14 protein-coding genes are annotated in these 20,924 nt (G+C 63.7%); 11 read left to right on the top strand and 3 right to left on the bottom strand.

Annotation, left to right across the window (positions count from 1 at the left end):
- Positions 1 to 5,457 (bottom strand): MG2 domain-containing protein, encoded by a 5,457-nt coding sequence (locus RTP54_RS15710; protein WP_409517140.1) that lies wholly within the window; start codon positions 5,455 to 5,457, stop codon positions 1 to 3.
- Between the two features lie 151 nt (positions 5,458 to 5,608).
- A complete protein-coding gene (locus tag RTP54_RS15705) occupies positions 5,609 to 6,274 on the bottom strand; it encodes a GntR family transcriptional regulator (protein WP_312363989.1) in 666 nt (221 codons plus the stop codon).
- 284 nt (positions 6,275 to 6,558) lie between these two features.
- On the opposite strand from RTP54_RS15705, the gene RTP54_RS15700 reads away from it, so the two are divergent.
- The gene (locus RTP54_RS15700; protein ID WP_312363987.1) at positions 6,559 to 7,590 is read left to right on the top strand and encodes a trans-3-hydroxy-L-proline dehydratase; all 1,032 of its coding nucleotides are present in this window, start codon (positions 6,559 to 6,561) and stop codon (positions 7,588 to 7,590) included.
- Between the two features lie 10 nt (positions 7,591 to 7,600).
- Here RTP54_RS15700 and RTP54_RS15695 read toward each other — a convergent pair whose 3' ends face one another.
- Positions 7,601 to 8,221 (bottom strand): helix-turn-helix domain-containing protein, encoded by a 621-nt coding sequence (locus RTP54_RS15695; protein ID WP_112809590.1) that lies wholly within the window; start codon positions 8,219 to 8,221, stop codon positions 7,601 to 7,603.
- Between the two features lie 220 nt (positions 8,222 to 8,441).
- Here RTP54_RS15695 and RTP54_RS15690 point away from each other — a divergent pair, with 220 nt between their 5' ends.
- The 10 genes from RTP54_RS15690 (at position 8,442) to RTP54_RS15645 (ending at position 20,867) form a co-directional block, all read left to right on the top strand.
- The gene (locus RTP54_RS15690; protein WP_312363986.1) at positions 8,442 to 10,019 is read left to right on the top strand and encodes an ABC transporter substrate-binding protein; all 1,578 of its coding nucleotides are present in this window, start codon (positions 8,442 to 8,444) and stop codon (positions 10,017 to 10,019) included.
- A gap of 65 nt (positions 10,020 to 10,084) precedes the next feature.
- The gene (locus RTP54_RS15685; RefSeq protein ID WP_312363984.1) at positions 10,085 to 11,026 is read left to right on the top strand and encodes an ABC transporter permease; all 942 of its coding nucleotides are present in this window, start codon (positions 10,085 to 10,087) and stop codon (positions 11,024 to 11,026) included.
- 2 nt (positions 11,027 to 11,028) lie between these two features.
- Positions 11,029 to 11,892, top strand: coding sequence for an ABC transporter permease (locus tag RTP54_RS15680; protein ID WP_409517153.1), 864 nt, complete (start codon positions 11,029 to 11,031; stop codon positions 11,890 to 11,892).
- Between the two features lies 1 nt (position 11,893).
- Complete coding sequence (locus tag RTP54_RS15675; protein WP_312363982.1) at positions 11,894 to 12,907, top strand: ABC transporter ATP-binding protein; 1,014 nt, start codon at positions 11,894 to 11,896, stop codon at positions 12,905 to 12,907.
- Positions 12,904 to 13,917, top strand: coding sequence for an oligopeptide/dipeptide ABC transporter ATP-binding protein (locus RTP54_RS15670; protein ID WP_312363981.1), 1,014 nt, complete (start codon positions 12,904 to 12,906; stop codon positions 13,915 to 13,917). Before RTP54_RS15675 ends, RTP54_RS15670 begins: the two co-directional genes overlap by 4 nt.
- Positions 13,918 to 13,945: 28 nt before the next feature.
- A complete protein-coding gene (locus RTP54_RS15665; protein ID WP_312363980.1) occupies positions 13,946 to 15,748 on the top strand; it encodes a M24 family metallopeptidase in 1,803 nt (600 codons plus the stop codon).
- Between the two features lie 194 nt (positions 15,749 to 15,942).
- Positions 15,943 to 16,674 (top strand): DeoR family transcriptional regulator, encoded by a 732-nt coding sequence (locus RTP54_RS15660; protein ID WP_312363978.1) that lies wholly within the window; start codon positions 15,943 to 15,945, stop codon positions 16,672 to 16,674.
- A 180-nt stretch (positions 16,675 to 16,854) separates the two neighbouring features.
- Complete coding sequence (gene deoC / locus RTP54_RS15655; protein WP_112815250.1) at positions 16,855 to 17,868, top strand: deoxyribose-phosphate aldolase; 1,014 nt, start codon at positions 16,855 to 16,857, stop codon at positions 17,866 to 17,868.
- 5 nt (positions 17,869 to 17,873) lie between these two features.
- Positions 17,874 to 20,258: an aldehyde dehydrogenase family protein gene (locus RTP54_RS15650; RefSeq protein WP_312363975.1), complete on the top strand. Its 2,385-nt coding sequence runs from the start codon at positions 17,874 to 17,876 to the stop codon at positions 20,256 to 20,258.
- Between the two features lie 153 nt (positions 20,259 to 20,411).
- Positions 20,412 to 20,867: an RbsD/FucU family protein gene (locus tag RTP54_RS15645; RefSeq protein ID WP_112809580.1), complete on the top strand. Its 456-nt coding sequence runs from the start codon at positions 20,412 to 20,414 to the stop codon at positions 20,865 to 20,867.
- Positions 20,868 to 20,924 lie beyond the last annotated feature (57 nt).

Raw genomic sequence — 20,924 nt, 5'->3', positions numbered from 1 at the left:
CTATTGGGCTGCCAGAACCTCCATGCGCCCCGTCGCGGTGCGGGCCGAGAACTGCGGCCGGTACATGTCCTCGACGCTGGCGGCGGGATGGTCATAGACGCCGGGGTTCACCGCCCGTACGACATAGGCAAGCGTCAGCTCGCGGCTGTCGCCCGTGCCGCGGTCGAAGGCGGCGACGAACCGGTCGTTGCGGAACTCCGTGTGCGTCGCGCTGATCTCGCCGAGCCATTCGAAGTTGGTCAGCTGTGCGCTGTCGACCAGGCTCGGATTGTCGATCTGGAAGCCTGCCGGCAGCAGATCCGACACCAGAACGCGAGACGGCCAGTCGTTGGTCTCCGTCACTTTCAGCACAACCACATAACGCTCGTTCTGCCGTGCCTGGCTGACATTGGCCTCGGCACCGTCGAGCGTGTAGTAGGTGCGCTCGATGGCAAAGCCATCGCCGCCGGCCGACAGCGGCTGGGCCGGGGCTGCAACCGTTGTCACCACCGCAGAGACGGCGTCCGCCCCCTCGTTGCGGATGACCACCGGGTGCGACAGCAACGCGTCACCGGCGATCCTTGCAGCATAGGCGCCGGTCTTCGATGCGCCGTTGACGTCGAGCAACATGTCCTCGTCGCCGCCCTGCACGGCGCGTGCGGCGAGCAGCATCCAGGCCTGTTCCTGGGTGCTGGTGTATTTCTTCTGGTCCCATTGCCGTGCAACGATCTTCGACAGTTCCGGGATGATGGGCGGAACCGGGCGGCTTTCGGCGGCGAGAGCCAGAACCGCGGCGTCGTCGCGCAGTGAAGAGCCATAGTCGGACCGCGACAGGCTGACATTGACGAGGCCCGTCGACATGTTAGCAGACGACGCAAAGATCTCCTGCGACCGCTGGGCATCGCCATAGAGCGCCAGGGCCGCTGCCACATGCGCCTTTGCGAGCGGCGTCGGGAAGTCGTTGATCAGCGTGTTTGCGTAGTAGCGGATGTCATTGACCGCGGCCTTGCGATTGCGCGCCAGCACATAGAGCGAATAGGCGATCTCGTTGCCGCGATCCCTGACATTGGTGTCGTAGCCGAGCCCGTTCTGCAGATTTTCCAGCGCCTGCACCATCGCTGCCTCGGGCACGTCGTATTTCTGTTCGCGTGCGCGCGTCAGGAAATCGGTGACATAGGCGTCGAGCCAGAGGTCGCCATAACCCGGGCCCCACAGGCCAAAGCTGCCGGAAGACGACTGGTAGGAAAGCACGCGGTAGATCGCCTCCTGAACGCGTTTGCTCACCTCGTCGTCTTCGGGAAGGCCCGACTGCTTGGCAAGCTCGCTTATGTAGAGCAGAGGAAGCGCCCGGCTGGTGGTCTGCTCGGCGCAGCCGTAGGGGTAACGGTCGAGCGCCATCAGGATGGCCGGAATATCGAAGGCGGCCGAACGGGTGACACTGAGCGAAACCGAGGCGCCCTGAAGCACGCTGTCTGCGAGCAATTGGCCGTCGATCGTCAGGCTGCTTCCTGCGGCAAGGTCGACGACCTGCCGCTGGGTGACGGGAAGGGAGGCAGGGCGAACGGGAATGTTCAGCGCCTGCTCCAGCGAGAGGCCGGAGGCGCCGGTGAGCGTCACCGTGATCAGCCCGTCGCCCGGGTATTGGCCAACCAGCGGCAGCGTCAGGGCCGACTTGCCGCCCGCATCGAGGCGCACCGTCTCGCTCGGACCTGCCTGTTCGACCGTCACCGGGCCGTTGGTGGTCAACTGGACCTGATAGTCGCCCGCAGGTGCATCGGTGTTGGCGATATCGAGCCGGAGTTCGGCCCGGTCTCCCGGCGCCAGGAACCGCGGCAGGCTCGCGGTCACCACGACAGGGTCGCGGATGACGACGTCGCGCACCGCATGGCCGACCCCGGACTTCGTCCAGGCGACACTCATGATACGCGCCGTGCCGTTGAACTGCGGGATATCGAAGCTGACGGTCGCCTTGCCGTCGGCATCGAGCTTCACCGGGCCTTCGAAGAAGGCGACGAGTTTTTCCGTCGGAGGACTTCCCTGCAGCGCGACCTGGCCGCCATCGCCGCCGGTGCGCAACTTTCCGGTGGCACCCAGCGAGCCGTCGATCAGTCGGCCGTAGAGATCGCGCATTTCGAGGCCCAGCTGGCGCTGGCCGAAATACCAGGCGGCCGGATCCGGTGCTTCGTAGCGGGTGAGGTTCAAGATGCCGACGTCGACGGCGGCAACCGTGACATAGGCTTCCTCGTTGGCGCCGGCGCCTGCCACCTGCAGGCTGATGTCGAGCGGCTTGCGCGGCTCGGTCTTTTCGGGTGCTTCAAGCGTGACGGCGAGCTTGCGATCGGCCGGGTCGACGGTCAGCCACTTGATGCCGATGGCGCGCATCGGCATACGGCTTTCCTGCGCCTCGCCCGGTCGGTAGAGCGTTGCGGTCACATAGGCGCCAGCACCCCACTCGGCGGTGACGGGCAGATCGATTTCCCCGCCTTCGGCGGCAATCGTCGCGCTCTTCGTCGTCACCAGGTCCTCTGTTCCGACGGTGACCAGCAGTTCGCCGGCGAAACGCGGCGAGACCTTGAGCTTGGCGGTCTCGCCGACGGCGTAGTTTTCCTTGTCGAGCGCGATTTCGAGGCCGTCGGGCGTTTCGGTCGACGTGGAGGCGACATACCAGCCCGCATCGAATTCGACGCTTGACGTCGGACCGTCGAGGGCCGTCGTCTCGACTTCGAGGCGGTAGCGGCCCCAGCCGACGGGCACGGAGATCTCGCCGCCATCGGCGGTCACGTCGAGAGTGCCGTTCGCCACCTGCTTCGTGGTGACGACAGGCTCATACTTCCAGGCGGTTCCGTCGCGGTACCATTGATAATTGCGCTCGACGCTGATCAGCTTCCAGAGCGCACCCGGCATGGCGGCCTTGCCGCCGTCGGGGTCGACCGCGATCACGCGGAACTTGCCGACAGAGTTTTCCTGCAGGTCTCCGGAAAATTCCGGCTTTATGCCGATAACAGGGCCTTCCGGCTTCACCGGCAGCGTCAGTGAGCGCTCGACCGCACGGCCACCGGCCTCGCGCATGCGCACGGTGACGTTGGCGTTGATGAGCTGTGTCGTGGATGGGACTTCGGCGAGCGCGACGTCGAAGGTCGACTTGCCCTCCTCGTCGAGCGGCGTCAGGTCTTCGAGCGGCAGGCGCGTGTCCTCGCTCGCCTCTTCGTCGGCAAGGCCGAAGACGTATCCCTTGAAGGCAGCGTTCTCGCGCGTCGGTTTCAGCACGACTTCGCCTTCTAGCTCGAGGCCCGCGGCCGGCGCACCGTAGAGATAACGTCCATCGACGGCAACCTGCACCGGTTCGCCGATGGCGATTTCCTTGGCTTCGCTCGTCAGATCGAACTCGGTGCGATCTGGCACGAAATCGTCGACGAGAAACTGTTTCTCGCCGATCGGCGAGGCCTTGGGGTCGGTAAAGATCTGCATCGTCCAGGTGCCGCGCATGGCGTTTTCCTGGACATCGAGATCGAGCGTGTGTCCGCCGAGTTTGCCGCCGTCGCTGATCATCCGCCGATATTCGACGCCATCCGGGCGCAGGAACACAAAGGTGAGTGGCAGGTTCTGGATCGCCACGCCGTTGACGTCGCGGGCGAGCGCTGCCGCATGCACGGTTTCGCCGACGCGGTAGATGCCGCGCTCCGTCCAGGCAAGAATGTCGATCGCGCCGGGGGCGGCGCGGCCGGTGACGCCGCGGTCCGACAGGTCGAACCCGGCGCGGGTCATGTCGAGGAAGACGAAATCGTCTTCGCCGTTCTTCGCCGTGATCACCGCCGGGGTCAGCGCCGCCGTGCCGCGGATCAGGCCTGCGGTAAAGGTGGCGCGACCGTCTCCATCCGTCTTTGCCGTGCCGAGGATTTCGTTGTTCTTGGCGACGAGCTGCAGCTCGACGCCTTCGATCGGCTTGGCGGTTGCCAGCGATCGCGCAAAGACATTGAGGCCGTCGGTGCCCGCATAGGTCGACACACCAATGTCGGAGACGACGAACCATTGGGTGGCACGGGCGTCCCAGTCCTGGCTAAGCGCTGTTTCGGATGCCGCCGTCAACACGTAGACGCCGGCCTTGCGCTTGGGCAGGGCTTCGTCGACCGGGAAGCTGGTGACAACCTCCTTGTTCAGCACGCTCTCGATGGCGATCGATCCTTCCCAGACCAGTTCGCCGCTTTCGTCCTGAATGCGCTGGGCGCTGTATCCGTCGATCTGCGTCAGGAACTGCGAGTTCTGAAGAACCTGCGCCAGGCTGCGATCGCCGATGCGATAGAGCTTGACTTTGGCGCTATCCGAATTGACGGAGACGATCGGAATGCCGCGGCGCGCCGTCGAAGGCAGCACGAAGCTGTCCCCGGTGAAGCGCACGACCTGGCCGCGGTCCTTGACGTAGACTTCTAGCGTGACCGGCGCCTCCAGCACTTCATCGACCGACGAGGGCAGGCCGGTGCGCAGCGTCAGCTTGTAGCGCTGTCCATGCGACAGGCCCTCGACGCAGATCTGGTCGCCCTTGGCCTCCACCGCCTTGGCGGCAGCACCGTCGACCGTGACGAAGGATGCATAGTCGGCGCCACTCTTCAGCAACTGCTCGGAGAACTGCACGCAGGCGCGCGGCGAGGCACTGTCGGCGTCGACGGTGTTTTCGATGACGCGGAAACGCTTACGCTCTTTCAGGTCGAGATAGGCCGTTTCGACCGACTTCGATTGCATGAGCTCGAGACTGGCCTTGTAGGCGTTGAGCGAGCCGCGGAAGTTCTCGGAATTTTCCAGAGCCTTGGCAAGAACGGCCAGCGCATGGGCGCGGCTTTCGGCTGTGCGTGTCAGCTGGTAGCCGTTGATGGCCGCAAGGGCGGCCTGTGTGGCGACCTCGGTATTGCCGGTGATCCGATTTGCCGTGCGCGCCGTCTCCAGCCACAGCTCGCTGTCATCGGGGGTGATGGCAAGCCCGCCCTGGAAGGCCTTGAGGGCGCCATCGATCGTGCCCGACGATGCCAGCGCCCGCGCCTGCTCGATCAGGCCGTTGACGCCGAAGCCCTGCTGGTCATCGGCAATCGCCAGGTTCGCCTTGGCGTCGCGCGCATCCTGCAGGATCTGGTTGGTGAGGAAAGAAAGGCGCGGCGGCGCGCCGAGATCCGGCTGCGCTGCCTGTGCCTGCACGATCTTGCCGGCGATGGCGCCGGGGAAGTCGTTCAACTGGTTGAAGTCGGACTTGAGGAAGCACCAATTCACCTTGGGATTGTAGGTGAAGGCGCGGCAGGATTGGTCCGCAATGCAGGCGGTCTCGCATTGGTCGAGGGAGACGTTCTGCTCCGTGCGGAGATCGAAGCCGAAATAATCCGCATCCTGGGAAATCTCGACCTGACGGCCGGTTTCGGCCGAAAAGGCCGGATAACCGGCGGTAAATACAGAAACAAGAAGAGTGGAAAGGCCGAAAAACGCGCGCACAGACATCAAGTCCTCCCAACGCAACCGGTCTCGATAGGGCCTCACTTTTTCAAGGTTCACGACGCCTTGTCAACCGCAGACGTCCAAGAGATGAATGGCGATCAGCATGGAAGTGAACAATGCGTTTCGCGGCAGCCGATGGTCTGCGAAGAGGCGGTCAGCGCCGCTGGTCCCTCAGGAAAACCACGAGCGAGCGGCCGGCATCGAGGATGTGATCCCGTGTCAACAGGGAGGCGAGATCGGCATTGCCTCTGACGCAGGCGTCGAGGATCGCTTCATGCTCGCGGGCTGCACGCTTCATGCCATCGGTCAGCGTCAGCTGGGCCCGCAAATAGCGGTCAATACGGTCGAGAGAGGCGCGCACGATCTGCAGATAGTAGGGGCGCCGAGCCGCTTCATAGAGGCCGTAGTGGAAATTGCGGTTTGTCTCGCCCCATTTTGCCGAATCGGATTCCTTGCCGAATTCGTCGCAATGCCTGCGGGCAAGGTCGAGCGTCTTTCGATCCAGATTGGGAACCGCAAGCCGGATGACCTCGGCCTCGATAAGCGCGCGAAACTCGAAGATTTCCTCGATCTCCTCGATCGAGAGACCGGCGACCACGGCGCCCTTGTAGCGCTGCGTGGTGATCAAGCCATGCTGTTCCAGCCGCGACAACGCCTCGCGCACGGGGATGCGGCTGGTGTTGAACATCTGCGCGATCTGGTCCTGCCGCAGGTTCTCGCCTTCCGCGAGCGCACCCTCGATGATCGCCTTGCGCAATGCCTCATAGACGATATCGGCTGCGGAAGCGGCCTGCCTGACATCAACGGCATCAAGTTTCATCGCGTGCAGTTCCCGGTGTTTTTGTCTCTGGCGGAGGCGGTTCGGCGCCTGCCGTCTCTTCGGTCATAGGTCTATTCCTGCGGTCGGGCAACAGATGCGGAAGCCCTCGAAAGATTTTCGCATATTTCAGATTGTATATTGGATCCAATATTTCTATGACTGTCGTCACGTCGAAAGCCGTCGTGTCGTTCGGTTGCGAAAACGCGCTCGTCAGACCGTGTCGACGGACTAGATTTCAAGCAGGGCATGTGGACGCAAACCGCATGCATCGCATGGAGGCGAAAATGCGCAGCAGCAAGGTCATTCATATCGTTTCATGTCATGCGGAGGGCGAGGTCGGCGACGTCATCGTCGGCGGCGTGGCGCCGCCGCCGGGCAAGACGCTCTGGGAGCAGCGGCGTTTCATCGCCGAGGATCAGGCCCTTCGCAATTTCGTGCTCAACGAGCCCCGCGGCGGCGTCTTCCGCCATATCAACCTGCTGGTGCCGCCGAAGGACCCGCGCGCGACCATGGGCTTCATCATCATGGAACCGGAGGACACGCCGCCGATGTCCGGTTCCAATTCGATCTGCGTTTCGACCGTGCTGCTCGACAGCGGCATCGTGCCGATGCAGGAGCCGGAAACCAGAATGGTGCTGGAGGCGCCAGGTGGCCTTGTCGATGTCGTCGCCACCTGCCGCAACGGCAAGGCCGAACGCATCACCGTCACCAACGTTCCGTCCTTTGCCGGCAAGCTCGACGCCAAGATCGAGGTGGATGGCCTCGGCACGCTGACCGTCGACACGGCCTATGGCGGCGACAGCTTCGTCATCACGGATGCGCGCACGCTCGGTTTTTCCGTGACGCCGGACGAGGCCCGCGAACTGGCCGAGACCGGCATCAAGATCACCCGCGCGGCCAACGAGCAGCTCGGCTTCTCCCATCCCGAAAACCCGGAATGGGCGCATATCTCGTTCTGCCAGCTGACTTTACCGATCGAAGAGCGCGACGGCGTCCTGCACGGCCGCAACACAGTGGTGATCCAGCCGGCCAAGCTCGACCGCTCGCCGACCGGCACCGGGTGCTCGGCGCGCATGGCGGTGCTGCACGCGCGCGGGCAGATGAAGGTGGGGCAGCGTTTCGTCGGCCACTCGATCATCGATTCGACCTTTGATTGCCGCATCGTCGGCGAAACGACGGTCGGCGGGCAGCCGGCCATCATCCCCGAAATCTCCGGCCGCGCCTGGGTCACCGGCACGCACCAGGTGATGCTCGATCCCGCCGATCCGTGGCCGTCAGGTTACAGGCTCGCCGACACCTGGCCGCGCAAGCAATAGGCCCAGCAGGCTACACTTCAGTTATGATGCGCGTGGTGCCGACCCAGAGTTCACGGGCCGGCCCCGCGCCAATGTTGCGGGCGCGGTGCGGCAGCGACGAGGGAAAATGCAGGGTGTCGCCGGCCTTCAATACATATTCCTTGCCGTCGATCTCGTAGAGCATTTCGCCCTCGATGAGATACAGAAAATCCTCGCCTTCGTGGCTGGTGAGTTCAGAGGCGTAACCGGCCGGCATATGGGTAATGCAGCCATTGAGCTTCGCACCGGGGAAGCCGCGTTCGAGCAACTCGTAGACCCGCTCTTTCGTCTCGACATTGTAGCCGCGACGTTCACCCGCATGCGACACCATGGAATGGGCGTGCTGCGGCGGCTGCGACAGGAAAGTGTCCACGCTGGTGCCGAGCGCATTGGCGACATTGTAGAGCGAGATCAGCGACGGTGTGGAAATGCCGCGCTCGATCTGGCTGATGAAGCCTTCCGTCAGCCCCGCTTCGCGCGCCACCTGCTTCATCGTCTTGCCGATTTCCTTGCGGCGAGCCCGGAGCATCTGGCCGATCGTTGCGGCTTGGGGCATGTCGGTGAGGGGGGCGCCGGCGTCTGCCGCTGGCGCCTCGTCGGTATCGAGAGGCATGGTTTTCTTTCCGCTTGACTCGCGTCTGTTGTTGTACTTTAGTCCAGCTAAAGTCGGCTATGCAAGCCCCGCTGTTGGCCGGCTCATGAAGGGGAACAACAAGAATGCCTTCGCATCAATCCGGACGCAAAGAAAAATATTCGGAAAAATTGGATCCAATATCCAAATGATGCAAGGCGTGGCCCGCCGATGGCCGGTCGATCAACAGGAGGAGTGAGAGATGAAACGTTTGTTGCCGATCTTACTGGGTGCCGCACTCGGGCTGGCTGCGGCCACGTCGGCGCTTGCCATCGAGCGTGGCGGGGCCATGACCTTTGCGCGCTACGACGATTCCACGGTCATCGACCCGGTTTATGCCGACCGCAATCCGGATCTCTGGATGGTGACCGGTCTCTACGAGACGCTGCTGCGCAATGGCCCTGACGGCGCCGTGGTGCCGGGGTTGGCCGAAGGCTATGACGTCGCGGCAGACGGTCTCTCCATAAAGCTCAAGCTGCGCGACGGTTTGAAATTCTCCGACGGGTCGGCCCTGACCGGTGCCGATGTGGTTTTCTCGCTCGACCGGGCCCGCAATCCCGAGTTCGGCCCCTGGGCCGGCCTGCTCGGCGCCGTCGACAAGGTTTCGGCCGACGGCAACCAGGTGACACTGGCGCTCAAGAACCCGGATCCGACCATCGTCTCGATCCTTGCCACCTTCAACACCGGCATCCTGCCCAAGGCAGCGTTCGAAAAAGCGGCCGGCGCAAACGACCAGGAGAAGGCTCGCGCCTTCTTCGAGGCAGGTCCGGTCACCTCGGGTCCCTTCACGATGAAGAGCCGCGTGCAGGGCTCGAGCATGACCTTCGAACGCAATCCCAACTACTGGCGCCCAGGCGAGGACGGCAAGCCGTTGCCCTATCTCGACCAGGTCGATTTCGTCATCATCCCCGACGATGCCACCCGTATTCTCAAGCTTCAGGCCGGCGAAGTCGACGCGGCGGAGTTCATCCCCTTCGCCCGCGTCGGCGAGCTCAGTGCTGATCCCGCGCTGAAGATGGAACTGTTTCCCTCGACCCGCATCGTCTATGCGCCGATCAACACGCGCGAGACACGCAAGGACGGGTCCAAGAACCCGCTCGCCGACGTCAAGGTGCGCCAGGCACTGAATTATGCCACCGACAAGAGCGTGCTGATCAAGCTCGTCACCTTCGACACCGGCAAGCCGATGACGTCGCTGATGTCGGCGGCGACCCAGCTTCACTATGGTCCGGAGCCGCTCTACGCCTACAATCCGGAAAAGGCCAAGCAACTGCTCGACGAGGCCGGCCTTTCCGGCGGCTTCGATGTGACCCTCACGACGCTTGCGGGCAGCGCCGACGACGCGACCCTGTTCACCGCCCTTCAGCAGATGTGGTCGCCGCTTGGCGTCAACCTCAAGGTCGAGCAGGTCGACAACCCGACCCGCGGCGAGAAAAACCGTTCTGGCGACTTCGACATCCACAGCTATGGCTGGGCAAACGACGTCAATGACCCGGCGCAGGTCACCGGCTGGCTCGGCTATTACAAACAGCGCCAGGCCGTCGGCACTGGCTGGAACAACGCGGAGTTCAATACCCTGTTCGAAGCGTCCAACGTCGAGGTCGATCCGGCAAAGCGCAAGGACGAATACAAGAAGATGCAGGAGATCTACGCCGAGGGTGCGCCGCTGCTCTTCCTGTTCGAAACGCCTTTTGCCGTTGCCGTGTCGAAGTCGGTCGAGGGCTATGTGCAGACGCCGCTCGGCGCAAACGATTTCTCCGAGGCCTGGCGGGCGAAGTGACGCCTGCCTGAATTCTGGATGTCGGGCGGCGAACACCGTCCGACATCGTTCACAAGGTTCAATCCATGCCCTCGTTATCCTATCTTTTCGCGCGGCTGCTGCAGATCATCCCGACCTTTCTCCTGGTGATGATCTTCATCTTCCTGCTGGTCCGGCTTTTGCCCGGCGACCCGGCGATCGCCATGGCGGAGGCCAAGGCGACTGACGCGCAGCTCGAACAGATCCGCCACAATCTCGGTCTCGATCAGCCGCTGCCGATCCAGTTTCTGGTCTTCGTCAAGAACACGCTCACCGGCGATCTCGGCCGTTCGATCATGCTGAAGGCGCCGGTCACCGAGATCATCCTCGCGCGGCTGCCGACAACCATCTTTCTCGGCCTCTATTCGGTGCTGTTGGCGCTCTGCCTTGCCGGACCACTTGCGTTCCTTGCGGCTTCGCGGGTCAATCGTCCCGTTGACGTCGCCATCCGCAGCGTCTTCCAGATCGGCCTGTCGATGCCGGTATTCTATATCGGGCTTTTGCTGCTGACGGTGCTGGCAGCCCAGCTGCGCTGGTTTCCGGTCGGCGGCTACGGCAAGACCTTTCTGGACAATCTGCATCATCTGATGCTGCCGGCGCTCAGCGTCGCGCTCTATACCTCGGCCATCATCCTGCGCAATCTCAGGGCCTCGCTGATCGAGGTGCTCGATGCCGACTACGTGCAGTTCGCACGCGCCAAGGGGCTCTCGCGGCGCATTGTCATGACGCGGCATGTGCTGCGCAACGCGCTCGTTTCGACCGTCACGCTGCTCGGCCTTTCGATCGGCAACCTGATGAGCGGAACGCTGGTCACCGAGACCGTCTTTGCTGTCCCCGGCGTCGGCCGGCTGATGCTGGAGGCGATCTTCGCGCGCGATTACCCGCTGATCCAGGGGCTGACGCTCACCTTCGCCGTTCTGGTTTCCGTCGTCTTCCTCATGACGGACATCGTACAATCCTGGCTCGATCCGAGGCTTCGCCAATCATGAGCATGGTCTTGCAATCTCCCGTGCGAAAGATGGGTCGCGTCAGCGCCTTCCTTGGCCGCGCCTTCTCGCGACCGTCCTTCGTCATCGGTTTCGCCATCCTCGCGCTGTCGATCGCACTGGCGCTGTTTCCGCAGTTTCTCGCGCCCTATGATCCACTCGCCTTCGATCTCGGCGCCATCCAGCAGGGGCCGAGCCTAGCGCATCCCTTCGGCACCGACAATTTCGGCAGGGACGTGCTGTCGCGCGTCATCTGGGCCTATCGCGTCGACATGCAGATGGCCTTCTTCGCGACGATCTTCGCGCTCGTGATCGGCGTCACGGTCGGCGCGTTCGTCGGCTATTACGGCGGCATCGCCGATACCATCTTCGGCCGCTGTGTCGACGCCATCATTACTTTTCCCTTCCTCGTGCTGGTGATCGCCATCGTCGCGGTGCTCGGGCCCGGCCTCGTCAACATGTATGTGGCGATCACGGCGGTGAACTGGGTCTACTACGCTCGCCTCACACGGGCGGAAATCATGGCACAGAAGGCCAACGACTATGCAGCCGCCGGCCGCGTGCTCGGCTATTCCGACCGGCGCATCATCTTCCGGCATCTGCTTCCAAACGCGACCTCTCCGATCATTGTCTACTGGATGACCGACATGGCGCTCGCCATCCTGCTTGGTTCGTCGCTCGGCTATCTCGGCCTCGGTGCCCAGCCGCCGGCCGCCGAATGGGGCGTGCTGATCGCCGAGGGCCGCAACTTCCTGCTGACGGCGTGGTGGATGAGCCTGATGCCGGGCATCGCCATCGTGCTCACCGGCCTCGGCTTCAGCCTTGCCGGCGATGCGCTTGCCGACCTGCTCCGACCGAAAGGCCGCTGACATGAACGAGATCGAGAAGGAAACGGTCCTGGACGTCAGGCGACTGCGCACCGAATTCGGTCTTGCCGAGCGTCCTCTGGTCGCCGTCGACGACGTGTCGTTTCAGGTGAAGGCAGGCGAGATCCTCGGCCTTGTGGGTGAATCCGGCTCGGGCAAGAGCATCACGCTGCGTTCGATCCTCGGGATCGTGCGGCCACGTGGCCGTGTGCATGGCGAAATTCTCTGGAAGGGCAGGGATCTCGTGCCGCTTGGCGAGGCGGCGCTCCGACGGGTGCGCGGGCGCGAGATCGCAATGATCTTCCAGGAGCCGATGTCATCGCTGAACCCGCTTTTGACGGTCGGTTTGCAGATCTCCGAAAACCTGGCCGCCCACACCGATCTCGATGCAAAAGCGAGGAAGGCCCGCGCGATCGAGCTCATGGACATGGTCGGCATTCCCGCCGCCCGGGACCGCCTCAGCGATTATCCGCACGAGTTTTCCGGCGGCATGCGCCAGCGGGTGATGATTGCCATCGCCCTTGCCTCCAACCCGAAGCTGCTGCTTGCCGACGAACCGACGACCGCCCTCGACGTCACCATCCAGGATCAGATCCTGCGTCTCATCCAGGCGCTCAGCCGTGACCTCGGCATGGCCGTGATCCTCGTCACCCATGACATGGGCGTGGTGGCCGAGACCTGTGACCGGGTCGCTGTCATGTATGGCGGCCGGCTCTGCGAGACGGGGCCGACGGCCGATGTGATCGGCGACGCCCGACATCCCTATTCGCTCGGTCTTTTGCGCTCAATCCCGCGCAATGTCGCGCCGCGAACGCCGCTCTACTCCATCCCCGGCGCACCGCCGTCCCTGGACGCGCTGCCGGCGGGCTGTGCCTTCACGGCCCGCTGTCCCGTGGCTGGGCCCGAATGCCGCGACGTCCGTCCCAGGCTCGACAGCACCGGGCCGCAGCGCCAGGTCGCCTGCCATCACCGCGAGCAAGCGCTCGTTCACTTCAGCGCGCAGGAGGCGGCGCAATGATCGCTCCATCACCACTGGCGGCCTCGCCACTGCTTTCGATCCACGATCTCGTCATGCGCTTCGAGAAGCCGCGTTCGCTGTCCGACACACTGGCAGGACGTCCGCGCCAGGTCGTCTCGGCCCTGAACGGCGTCGACCTCGACGTGATGCCGGCCGAGACGCTCGGGATTGTCGGCGAGTCCGGTTGCGGCAAGTCGACGCTTGCGCGCTGCATCGCCGGCCTCAACCGGCCGACATCGGGCGACATCCGCTTCAAGGGCGAAAGCGTCATCGACCTCAGGGGCGCAAGACGGCGCGACTACAACAAGCGGGTCCAGATGATGTTCCAGGATCCCTACACCTCGCTCAATCCGCGCATGACGGTGCGCGACACGTTGCGGGAAGCGATCACGGTCCATCGCATGCGCGAGGGGGGCGGCATCGATCGGCGCGTCGACGAGTTGCTCGACCTGGTGCGGCTGCCCGATGGCGCTGCCGACAAGTATCCGCACGAATTCTCAGGCGGACAGCGTCAGCGCATCGGCATTGCGCGGGCACTTTCGCTGGAGCCGACCTGCCTTGTTGCCGATGAGCTGGTGTCGGCGCTCGACGTCTCCGTTCAGGCGCAGGTGGTCAATCTGCTCTTGGAGCTGCAGGATGATCTGGGCCTGACGGTGCTTTTCGTAGCGCATGATCTGAGGCTCGTGCGGCATGTCTCGCACCGCGTGGCGGTGATCTATCTCGGCGCCATCGTCGAGATCGGCCCTTCGGAGGCGCTGTTTGCAAGGCCCATGCACCCCTATTCGCAGGCGCTGCTTGCGGCAGCCCCGTCGCTCGACCCGACAAGCCGGCGCCGGGCGCCGGCACTCTCCGGCGAGTTGCCGAGCCCGCTCGACATCCCGCCCGGCTGTCCGTTCCACGTCCGTTGCCCGCACGCCACCGCGCTTTGCCGACAGGAAAAGCCGACGTTGCGGCCGGTTGGCCACGGCATGACCGCCTGTCACTTCGCCGAGACGATCGGCGGCGCGTAAAAACCACTATCCAACAGGGAATGACCACATGACATCGAATGACAGGCCGGATATGGCGAGCCGGCTCGCGGCCCTGCGCCGCACACTCGAGGAGCGGGGGCTCGACGGCTACGTCGTCCCGCGCTTCGACGAGCATCAGGGCGAATATTGCGCCCCGCACGACAACAGGCTCGCCTTCATCACCGGCTTCACCGGCTCGGCGGGCGTCGCGGTCGTCATGCGCGACCGTGCCGCCATCTTCGTCGACGGCCGCTATCAGGTGCAGGTTCGCCAGGAAATCGATGTCGACAGTTTCTCCATCGAGCATTTCTACGACGCGCCCTTGAAGGATTGGCTGCGCAAGAATCTGCGCAAAGGTGAACGCGTCGGCTTCAATTCCATGCTGCTGCCATCGACATGGGACGCCGACTGCGGCCAATCGGTTGTTGCAGCCGGCGCCCAATGGATTGCCGTGACCGATGATCTCGTCGATGCGATCTGGTCGGAGCAACCCGACAAGCCGCTCGGCACTGTGATCGCGTTGTCGCGCGACTATGCCGGAGAAAGCGTTGCCGACAAGAAGCGCCGTCTTGGTCAGATGTTGGCGGACCACGGCGCCGATGTGCTGATCGAAGCCCAGCCAGACAACATTGCCTGGTTCCTGAACGTTCGCGGCCGTGACATCGCGTTCAATCCGATGCCGCAATCCTTCATGATCGCGGACCGGGAAGGCCGGGTCGAATGGCTGGTCGACCACCGAAAGCTGCCCAACGACCTCCAGGATTTCGAGCTCGAAGGGGTCGATATCTCCGAGCCGGATCTGCTGCTCGACCGGGTCCGTAGCGCGACGGCCGGCCGGGTGGCCGTCGTCGATCCCGGTTTCGCGCCTTCGGCGGTCGCGCATGCGACGCGGGAAGCCGGTGGCACCGTCCGGCTTCTGCGCAGCCCGATCACCCTTGCCAAGATGCTGAAGAACCCGGTCGAGCTTTCCGGCTTTCGCGATTGCCATCGTCACGACGGTGCCGCATGGATCAGGTTCTTTGCGTGGCTGGAAGCCAATGCAGCTGCGCGGGAAGAGCAGGGGCGGCCGGTGACGGAGCTGGAGGCAGAGGATCGTATCCTTGCCTTCCGGCAGATGGAGGCGACCTTCGTCGAGCCGAGCTTCCGCACGATCTCGGCCTCTGCCGGCAACGCCGCCATGTGCCACTATGCGGCGAGCGCCAAGAGCGACGCGCCGATCACGTCGCGCGGTGTCTATCTGCTCGATTCCGGCGGGCAATATTTCACCGGCACGACGGATGCGACCCGCACGACGGCGATCGGCGCGATCAGCGACGAGATCCGCCGCGCCTATACGGCTGTGCTCAAGGGGCTGATCTCGATGGTCTCGCTGAAGTTCCCGAAGGGAACCTACGGCCATCAACTTGACGCTTTTGCACGACGGCCGCTCTGGGACCTGGGCCTCGATTACGATCACGGCACCGGCCATGGCGTCGGCCATTTCCTGTCGGTGCACGAGCAACCGCAGCGTTTCGACCGGCGCGTCAACGAGATCGAACTGCGCCCAGGCATGGTGACGACCATCGAGCCCGGCTACTACAAGGCAGGCGAATACGGCATCCGCATCGAGAACCAGGTGGAGGTGATCGACGACGGCGACGGCTTCATGAGCTTCCGCAGCCTGACGCTGGTGCCGATCGATCTGCGGCTCGCAGACCTTGCCTTGTTGAGTCAGGCCGAGCGGCAGTGGATCGACGCCTATCACTGGCGCATAACCAGCACCATGGCAGGCCTGTTCGACCCGGAGACGGCGGCCTGGCTTGCTGCGCGGACTGCGCCGATTGGCGACTGATCGTGGGCTTCGGCGGCGTGCGATGGGCGCGACGCCGAAGCCGCCATTCTCTAAGGTAGCGGCACTGAAAGGTTTCTGCCGGGGCATGTGATAATTCTTGCCGGATGGGCTCAAATTGTGATAATTGTCACAAATACTGTTCGAGCCGACTGTCGTAACGGCAGGGGCTCGAACGAGCCACCCAGGGAACGATCATGGCCAGCCGCAAGACAGCCCGCATCCTTCAGCTCGCAGACGCCCTCTCCGGCCGGCGCGTTCTCCATCTGCGCGATGCCGCAGCGCTGCTCGGCGTGTCAGAGATGACCGTTCGTCGGGATGTTGCCGACAATCCCGGCCAATTCGCCTTTCTCGGTGGCCACATCGTGCCATCTGGCGAGGTCGATGGCGACATGCCCTACGAGCTGGCACGGGAGGCCGACAGTCATGCGGCGGCCAAGCGCGAGGCCTGCCTGCACGCGGTACGGCATATCCGCCCCGACGAGACGGTCTTTATCGATTGTGGCACGACGCTCGAATATCTTGTCGATCTCATACCCGACAAATATGCAATGACTGCAGTGTGTTATTCGCTGAATGTGGCGGACCGACTGACGCGGAAACCCAATGTCCGCATCGTCATGCTCGGCGGTGTCTATCATCCGGCCTCGGCTTCGTTCTCGGGCAATTCTGGCCTGGATACCCTTGATTCCCTCGGGATCAATGTTGCCTTTCTTTCGGCCGCGGGCGTGGATCCGGTGCGCGGTGCGACATGTGTACATTTTCACGAGGTTCCGGTGAAGCAGAAGGTGATCTCGCTCGCCCGCGAAAGCCATCTCGTCATTGACCGCAGCAAGATCGGTAAGCTGAAGCCGGCGTTTTTCGCGCCCGCTAGTGTGTTCAAGTCTGTGATTACCGAGGACGGCGATACGCGCATTCCTATGAACTGATCTGCCGATTGCGATTGCGTTCGATTTCGAAGAGCAACGCCTCCATCGCTTGACATCGTCAACAAGTGGTGGAATGCTAACAAAAATACGATAGAAATATAACAAAACGAGAATCGCCGCCGCCGCGGAACTATCCCGTGTTATCGTGCGGCGATGTCAGGGCGTTCTAGGAGCAATCGCTTGGAAGACCTTGCAGTGAAGACTGTTGCCGCGAAAACCGCGGTCCATTCGGCCTCCGGCCACAACTGGCCGCGCAACGATGGCATGGATCTCGATCTCGGCTGGGTCGTCGATCAGCGCGTCAACCTGTCGGCTGCAGAACGGCGCGTTTCGACGCTGCCGGGCCGCCGCACCGTGAAGAAGGATGCGCAGGCCGCCTGGCTGTTGAAGGCCGTGACCTGCATCGACCTGACGACGCTGAACGGCGACGACACGACCGAGCGCGTCAAGCGGCTTTGTGCCAAGGCACGCCAGCCGGTGCGCCAGGACATTCTCGATGCGCTCGGTATGGGCAATCGGGATATCACCACCGGCGCCGTCTGCGTCTATCACCGTTTCGTGTCGACCGCCGTCGAGGCCCTTGACGGTTCCGGCATTCCGGTTGCAGCCGTCTCCACCGGCTTTCCCGCCGGCCTCATCCCGCACGATGTCAAGCTGCGCGAGATCGAGGCTTCTGTTGCCGATGGCGCCAAGGAAATCGATATCGTCATCACCCGCGAGCATGTGCTGACCGGGAACTGGCAGGCGCTTTATGACGAGATGCGCGATTTCCGCGCAGCCTGCGGCGATGCGCATGTCAAGGCGATCCTGGCGACCGGTGACCTGAAGACGCTGCGCAACGTTGCCCGCGCTTCGCTCGTCTGCATGATGGCCGGCGCCGATTTCATCAAGACCTCCACCGGCAAGGAAGGCGTCAACGCCACGCTGCTGGTGACGCTGGTGATGCTGCGCATGATCCGCGCCTATCAGGAACGCACCGGCATCAAGGTCGGCTACAAGCCGGCCGGCGGCATTTCTGCCGCCAAGGACATCCTGAACTACCAGTTCCTGATGAAGGACGAACTCGGGCGCGAGTGGCTGGAGCCTGATCTGTTCCGCATCGGCGCCTCGAGCCTGCTCGGCGATATCGAACGCCAACTCGAGCATCACGTGACCGGCGCCTACTCGGCCCTCAACCGACACCCGATTGGATGATCCCGATGACAGTCGCAAGGTATTTTGACGAAATGTCCTATGGTCCCGCACCGGAAGCAGACACCGAAGCCCGCCAGTGGCTGGCGCGGCACAAGGGGCAGTTCGGCCACTTCATCAACGGGGCTTTTGTGGCACCGTCCTCCGGCAAGACCTTAGAGAGCCATGAGCCCGCCACCGGAGCTCTGCTGGCAAAGATCGCGCTTGGCAACGCCAAGGACGTGGACGATGCCGTCGCCGCTGCCCGCAAGGCGCAAGGCCCCTGGGCTAAGCTGCCAGGTCACGCCCGTGCGCGCCACCTCTATGCCCTTGCCCGGATGATCCAGCGCCATGCGCGGCTGATCGCGGTGGTCGAAGCGATCGACAATGGCAAGCCGGTCCGGGAAACCCGCGATATCGACGTACCGCTTGCGGCCCGTCACTTCTACCACCACGCCGGCTGGGCGCAGCTGCAGGAGACCGAGTTTGCCGATCAGGTGCCGGTGGGCGTCGTCGGCCAGGTCATCCCGTGGAATTTCCCGTTCCTGATGCTCGCCTGGAAGGTCGCCCCGGCCTTGGCGCTCGGCAACACCGTCATCCTGAAACCGGCCGAGTTCACGCCGCTGACGGCACTGCTCTTTGCCGAGCTTGCGTCCGCAGCTGGCCTGCCTGCAGGCGTGCTCAACGTCGTGACCGGTGAGGGCGAAACCGGTGCGCTGATCGTCGAGCATGCCGATATCGACAAGATCGCCTTTACCGGGTCGACCGAAGTCGGGCGCCTGATCCGCGAAAAGACGGCCGGCACCGGCAAGTCGCTGACGCTCGAGCTCGGCGGCAAGTCGCCTTTCATCGTTTTTGATGACGCTGATATCGATGGCGCGGTCGAGGGTGTCGTCGATGCGATCTGGTTCAATCAGGGGCAGGTTTGCTGCGCCGGTTCGCGGCTCCTGGTGCAGGAAGGCGTGGCGCCGCTCTTCTACGAGCGCCTGACGCGGCGCATGCAGAGCTTGCGTGTCGGCCATCCGCTAGACAAGGCAATCGATATGGCGGCGATCGTCGCGCCGGTGCAATTACAGCGCATCGAGAGCCTGGTCGCCAAGGGTGTCGCTGAAGGCGCCAAGCTCCACCAGCCGAAGATCGAGCTGCCCAAGGGCGGTAGCTTCTATCCGCCGACCTTGCTTACCAATGTGCAACCGACGTCTGTGGTGGCGACCGAGGAGATCTTCGGTCCCGTCGCCGTGTCGATGACCTTCCGCACCCCGGATGAGGCGATCCAGCTCGCCAACCACTCGCGCTATGGTCTGGCCGCAAGTGTCTGGAGCGAGACGATCGGCCTGGCGCTCAACGTTGCAGCCAAGCTCGCCGCCGGCGTCGTCTGGGTCAATGCGACCAATCTCTTCGATGCGGCGGCCGGTTTCGGCGGCAAGCGCGAATCCGGTTTCGGCCGCGAGGGCGGTCGCGAAGGCTGCTACGAATATCTGAAGCCCAAGGCCTGGGTGGGGCGCAAGCTGCGCGCAGCTGCGGCCGAACCGACGTTGAAGCCGGTTTCCGGCGATTTCGCCGCGCCGTCGCTCGATCGCACGGCCAAGCTGTTCATCGGCGGCAAGCAGGCGCGGCCTGACGGCAACTATTCGCGCGCCGTTCTTTCGCCGAAGGGCAAGGTCCTCGGCGAGGTCGGCGAGGGCAATCGCAAAGATATCCGCAATGCCGTGGTCGCCGCGCATGCCGCCTCAAGCTGGGCGTCGGCGACATCGCACAATCGCGCACAGATCCTCTACTACATCGCCGAGAACCTCAGTGGCCGCGCCGATGAATTCGCGGGCCGCATCGCCGCGATGACCGGTGCATCGGCCGCCAATGCGAAGGCAGAGGTCGAGGCATCGATCTCCAGGCTCTTCAGCTACGGCGCCTGGGCCGACAAGTACGAGGGCGTGGTCCACCAGCCGCCGCTGCGCGGCGTGGCGCTCGCCATGCCCGAAGCGATCGGAGTTGCCGGCGTCGTCTGCCCGACGGAGGCGCCGCTGCTCGGCTTCATCAGCCTGGTTGCGCCGCTGATCGCCACCGGCAACCGCGTCGTCGCGGTCCCGAGCGAACAGCACCCGCTGGCTGCGACCGATTTCTACTCGATCCTGGAAACGTCGGATGTGCCGGCGGGCGTCGTCAACATCGTCACCGGTTCGGCGATGGAGCTGGCAAAGACGCTGGCAAGCCACAACGACGTCGACGCGCTCTGGGCCTTCGGTACGCCGGAGCTGGCGACGCTGGTTGAGAAGCTTTCGGCCGGAAACCTGAAGCGGACCTTCGTCGATTATGGCAAGGCGACCGACTGGTTCGATCGGTCGGCAGCCGAAGGGCAGGCCTATCTGCGCCGCGCCACCGACGTCAAGAACATCTGGATCCCCTACGGCGAGTAGGGAAACGCCATCCCGGAGGCGGGGGAGCCGGCACCGGGATGCGACTGTCTGCGCAGTCGCAGCGAAGGATTGGGAGTGTGTGATGCCGGCCCGGCATCACGGGGTTGCGCGCCACTCGGGAGCATGCGAGCCGGCGCCAGGAGGAGGATTGTCATGCTGAAAAATCTCGACCCGGCGCTCAATGCCGATGTGCTGCACGCGCTGCGCTCCATGGGGCACGGCGATACGCTGGTCATTTCCGATACCAATTTTCCGTCGGATGCGATCGCCCGGCAGACCACGCTCGGCAAGCTCCTGCACATCGACAACGTCTCTGCGGCCCGCGCCGTGAAGGCGATCCTGTCGGTGCTGCCACTCGACACGCCGTTGCAACCCTCGGCGGGTCGCATGGAAATCATGGGCGCGCCATCGGAGATCGCCGAGGTGCAGCGTGAGGTCCAGACGGAAATCGACCGTGCCGAGGGCAAGCCCGCACCGATGTACGGCATCGAACGCTTCGCCTTCTACGAGGAAGCAAAGAAGGCCTATTGCGTCATCACTACAGGCGAGACGCGCTTTTACGGCTGCTTCCTGTTCACCAAGGGCGTGATCCCGCCTGACGGGGCCTGACTGACGTTGCGTCAGCCTGCGCACAATCCGCTTCGGCATATCGTCATAACATCTTGA

The sequence above is a fragment of the Ensifer sp. genome (assembly GCF_031989085.1).
Classification (GTDB): domain Bacteria; phylum Pseudomonadota; class Alphaproteobacteria; order Rhizobiales; family Rhizobiaceae; genus Ensifer.
This window is presented reverse-complemented; position numbering and strand designations above follow the sequence as displayed.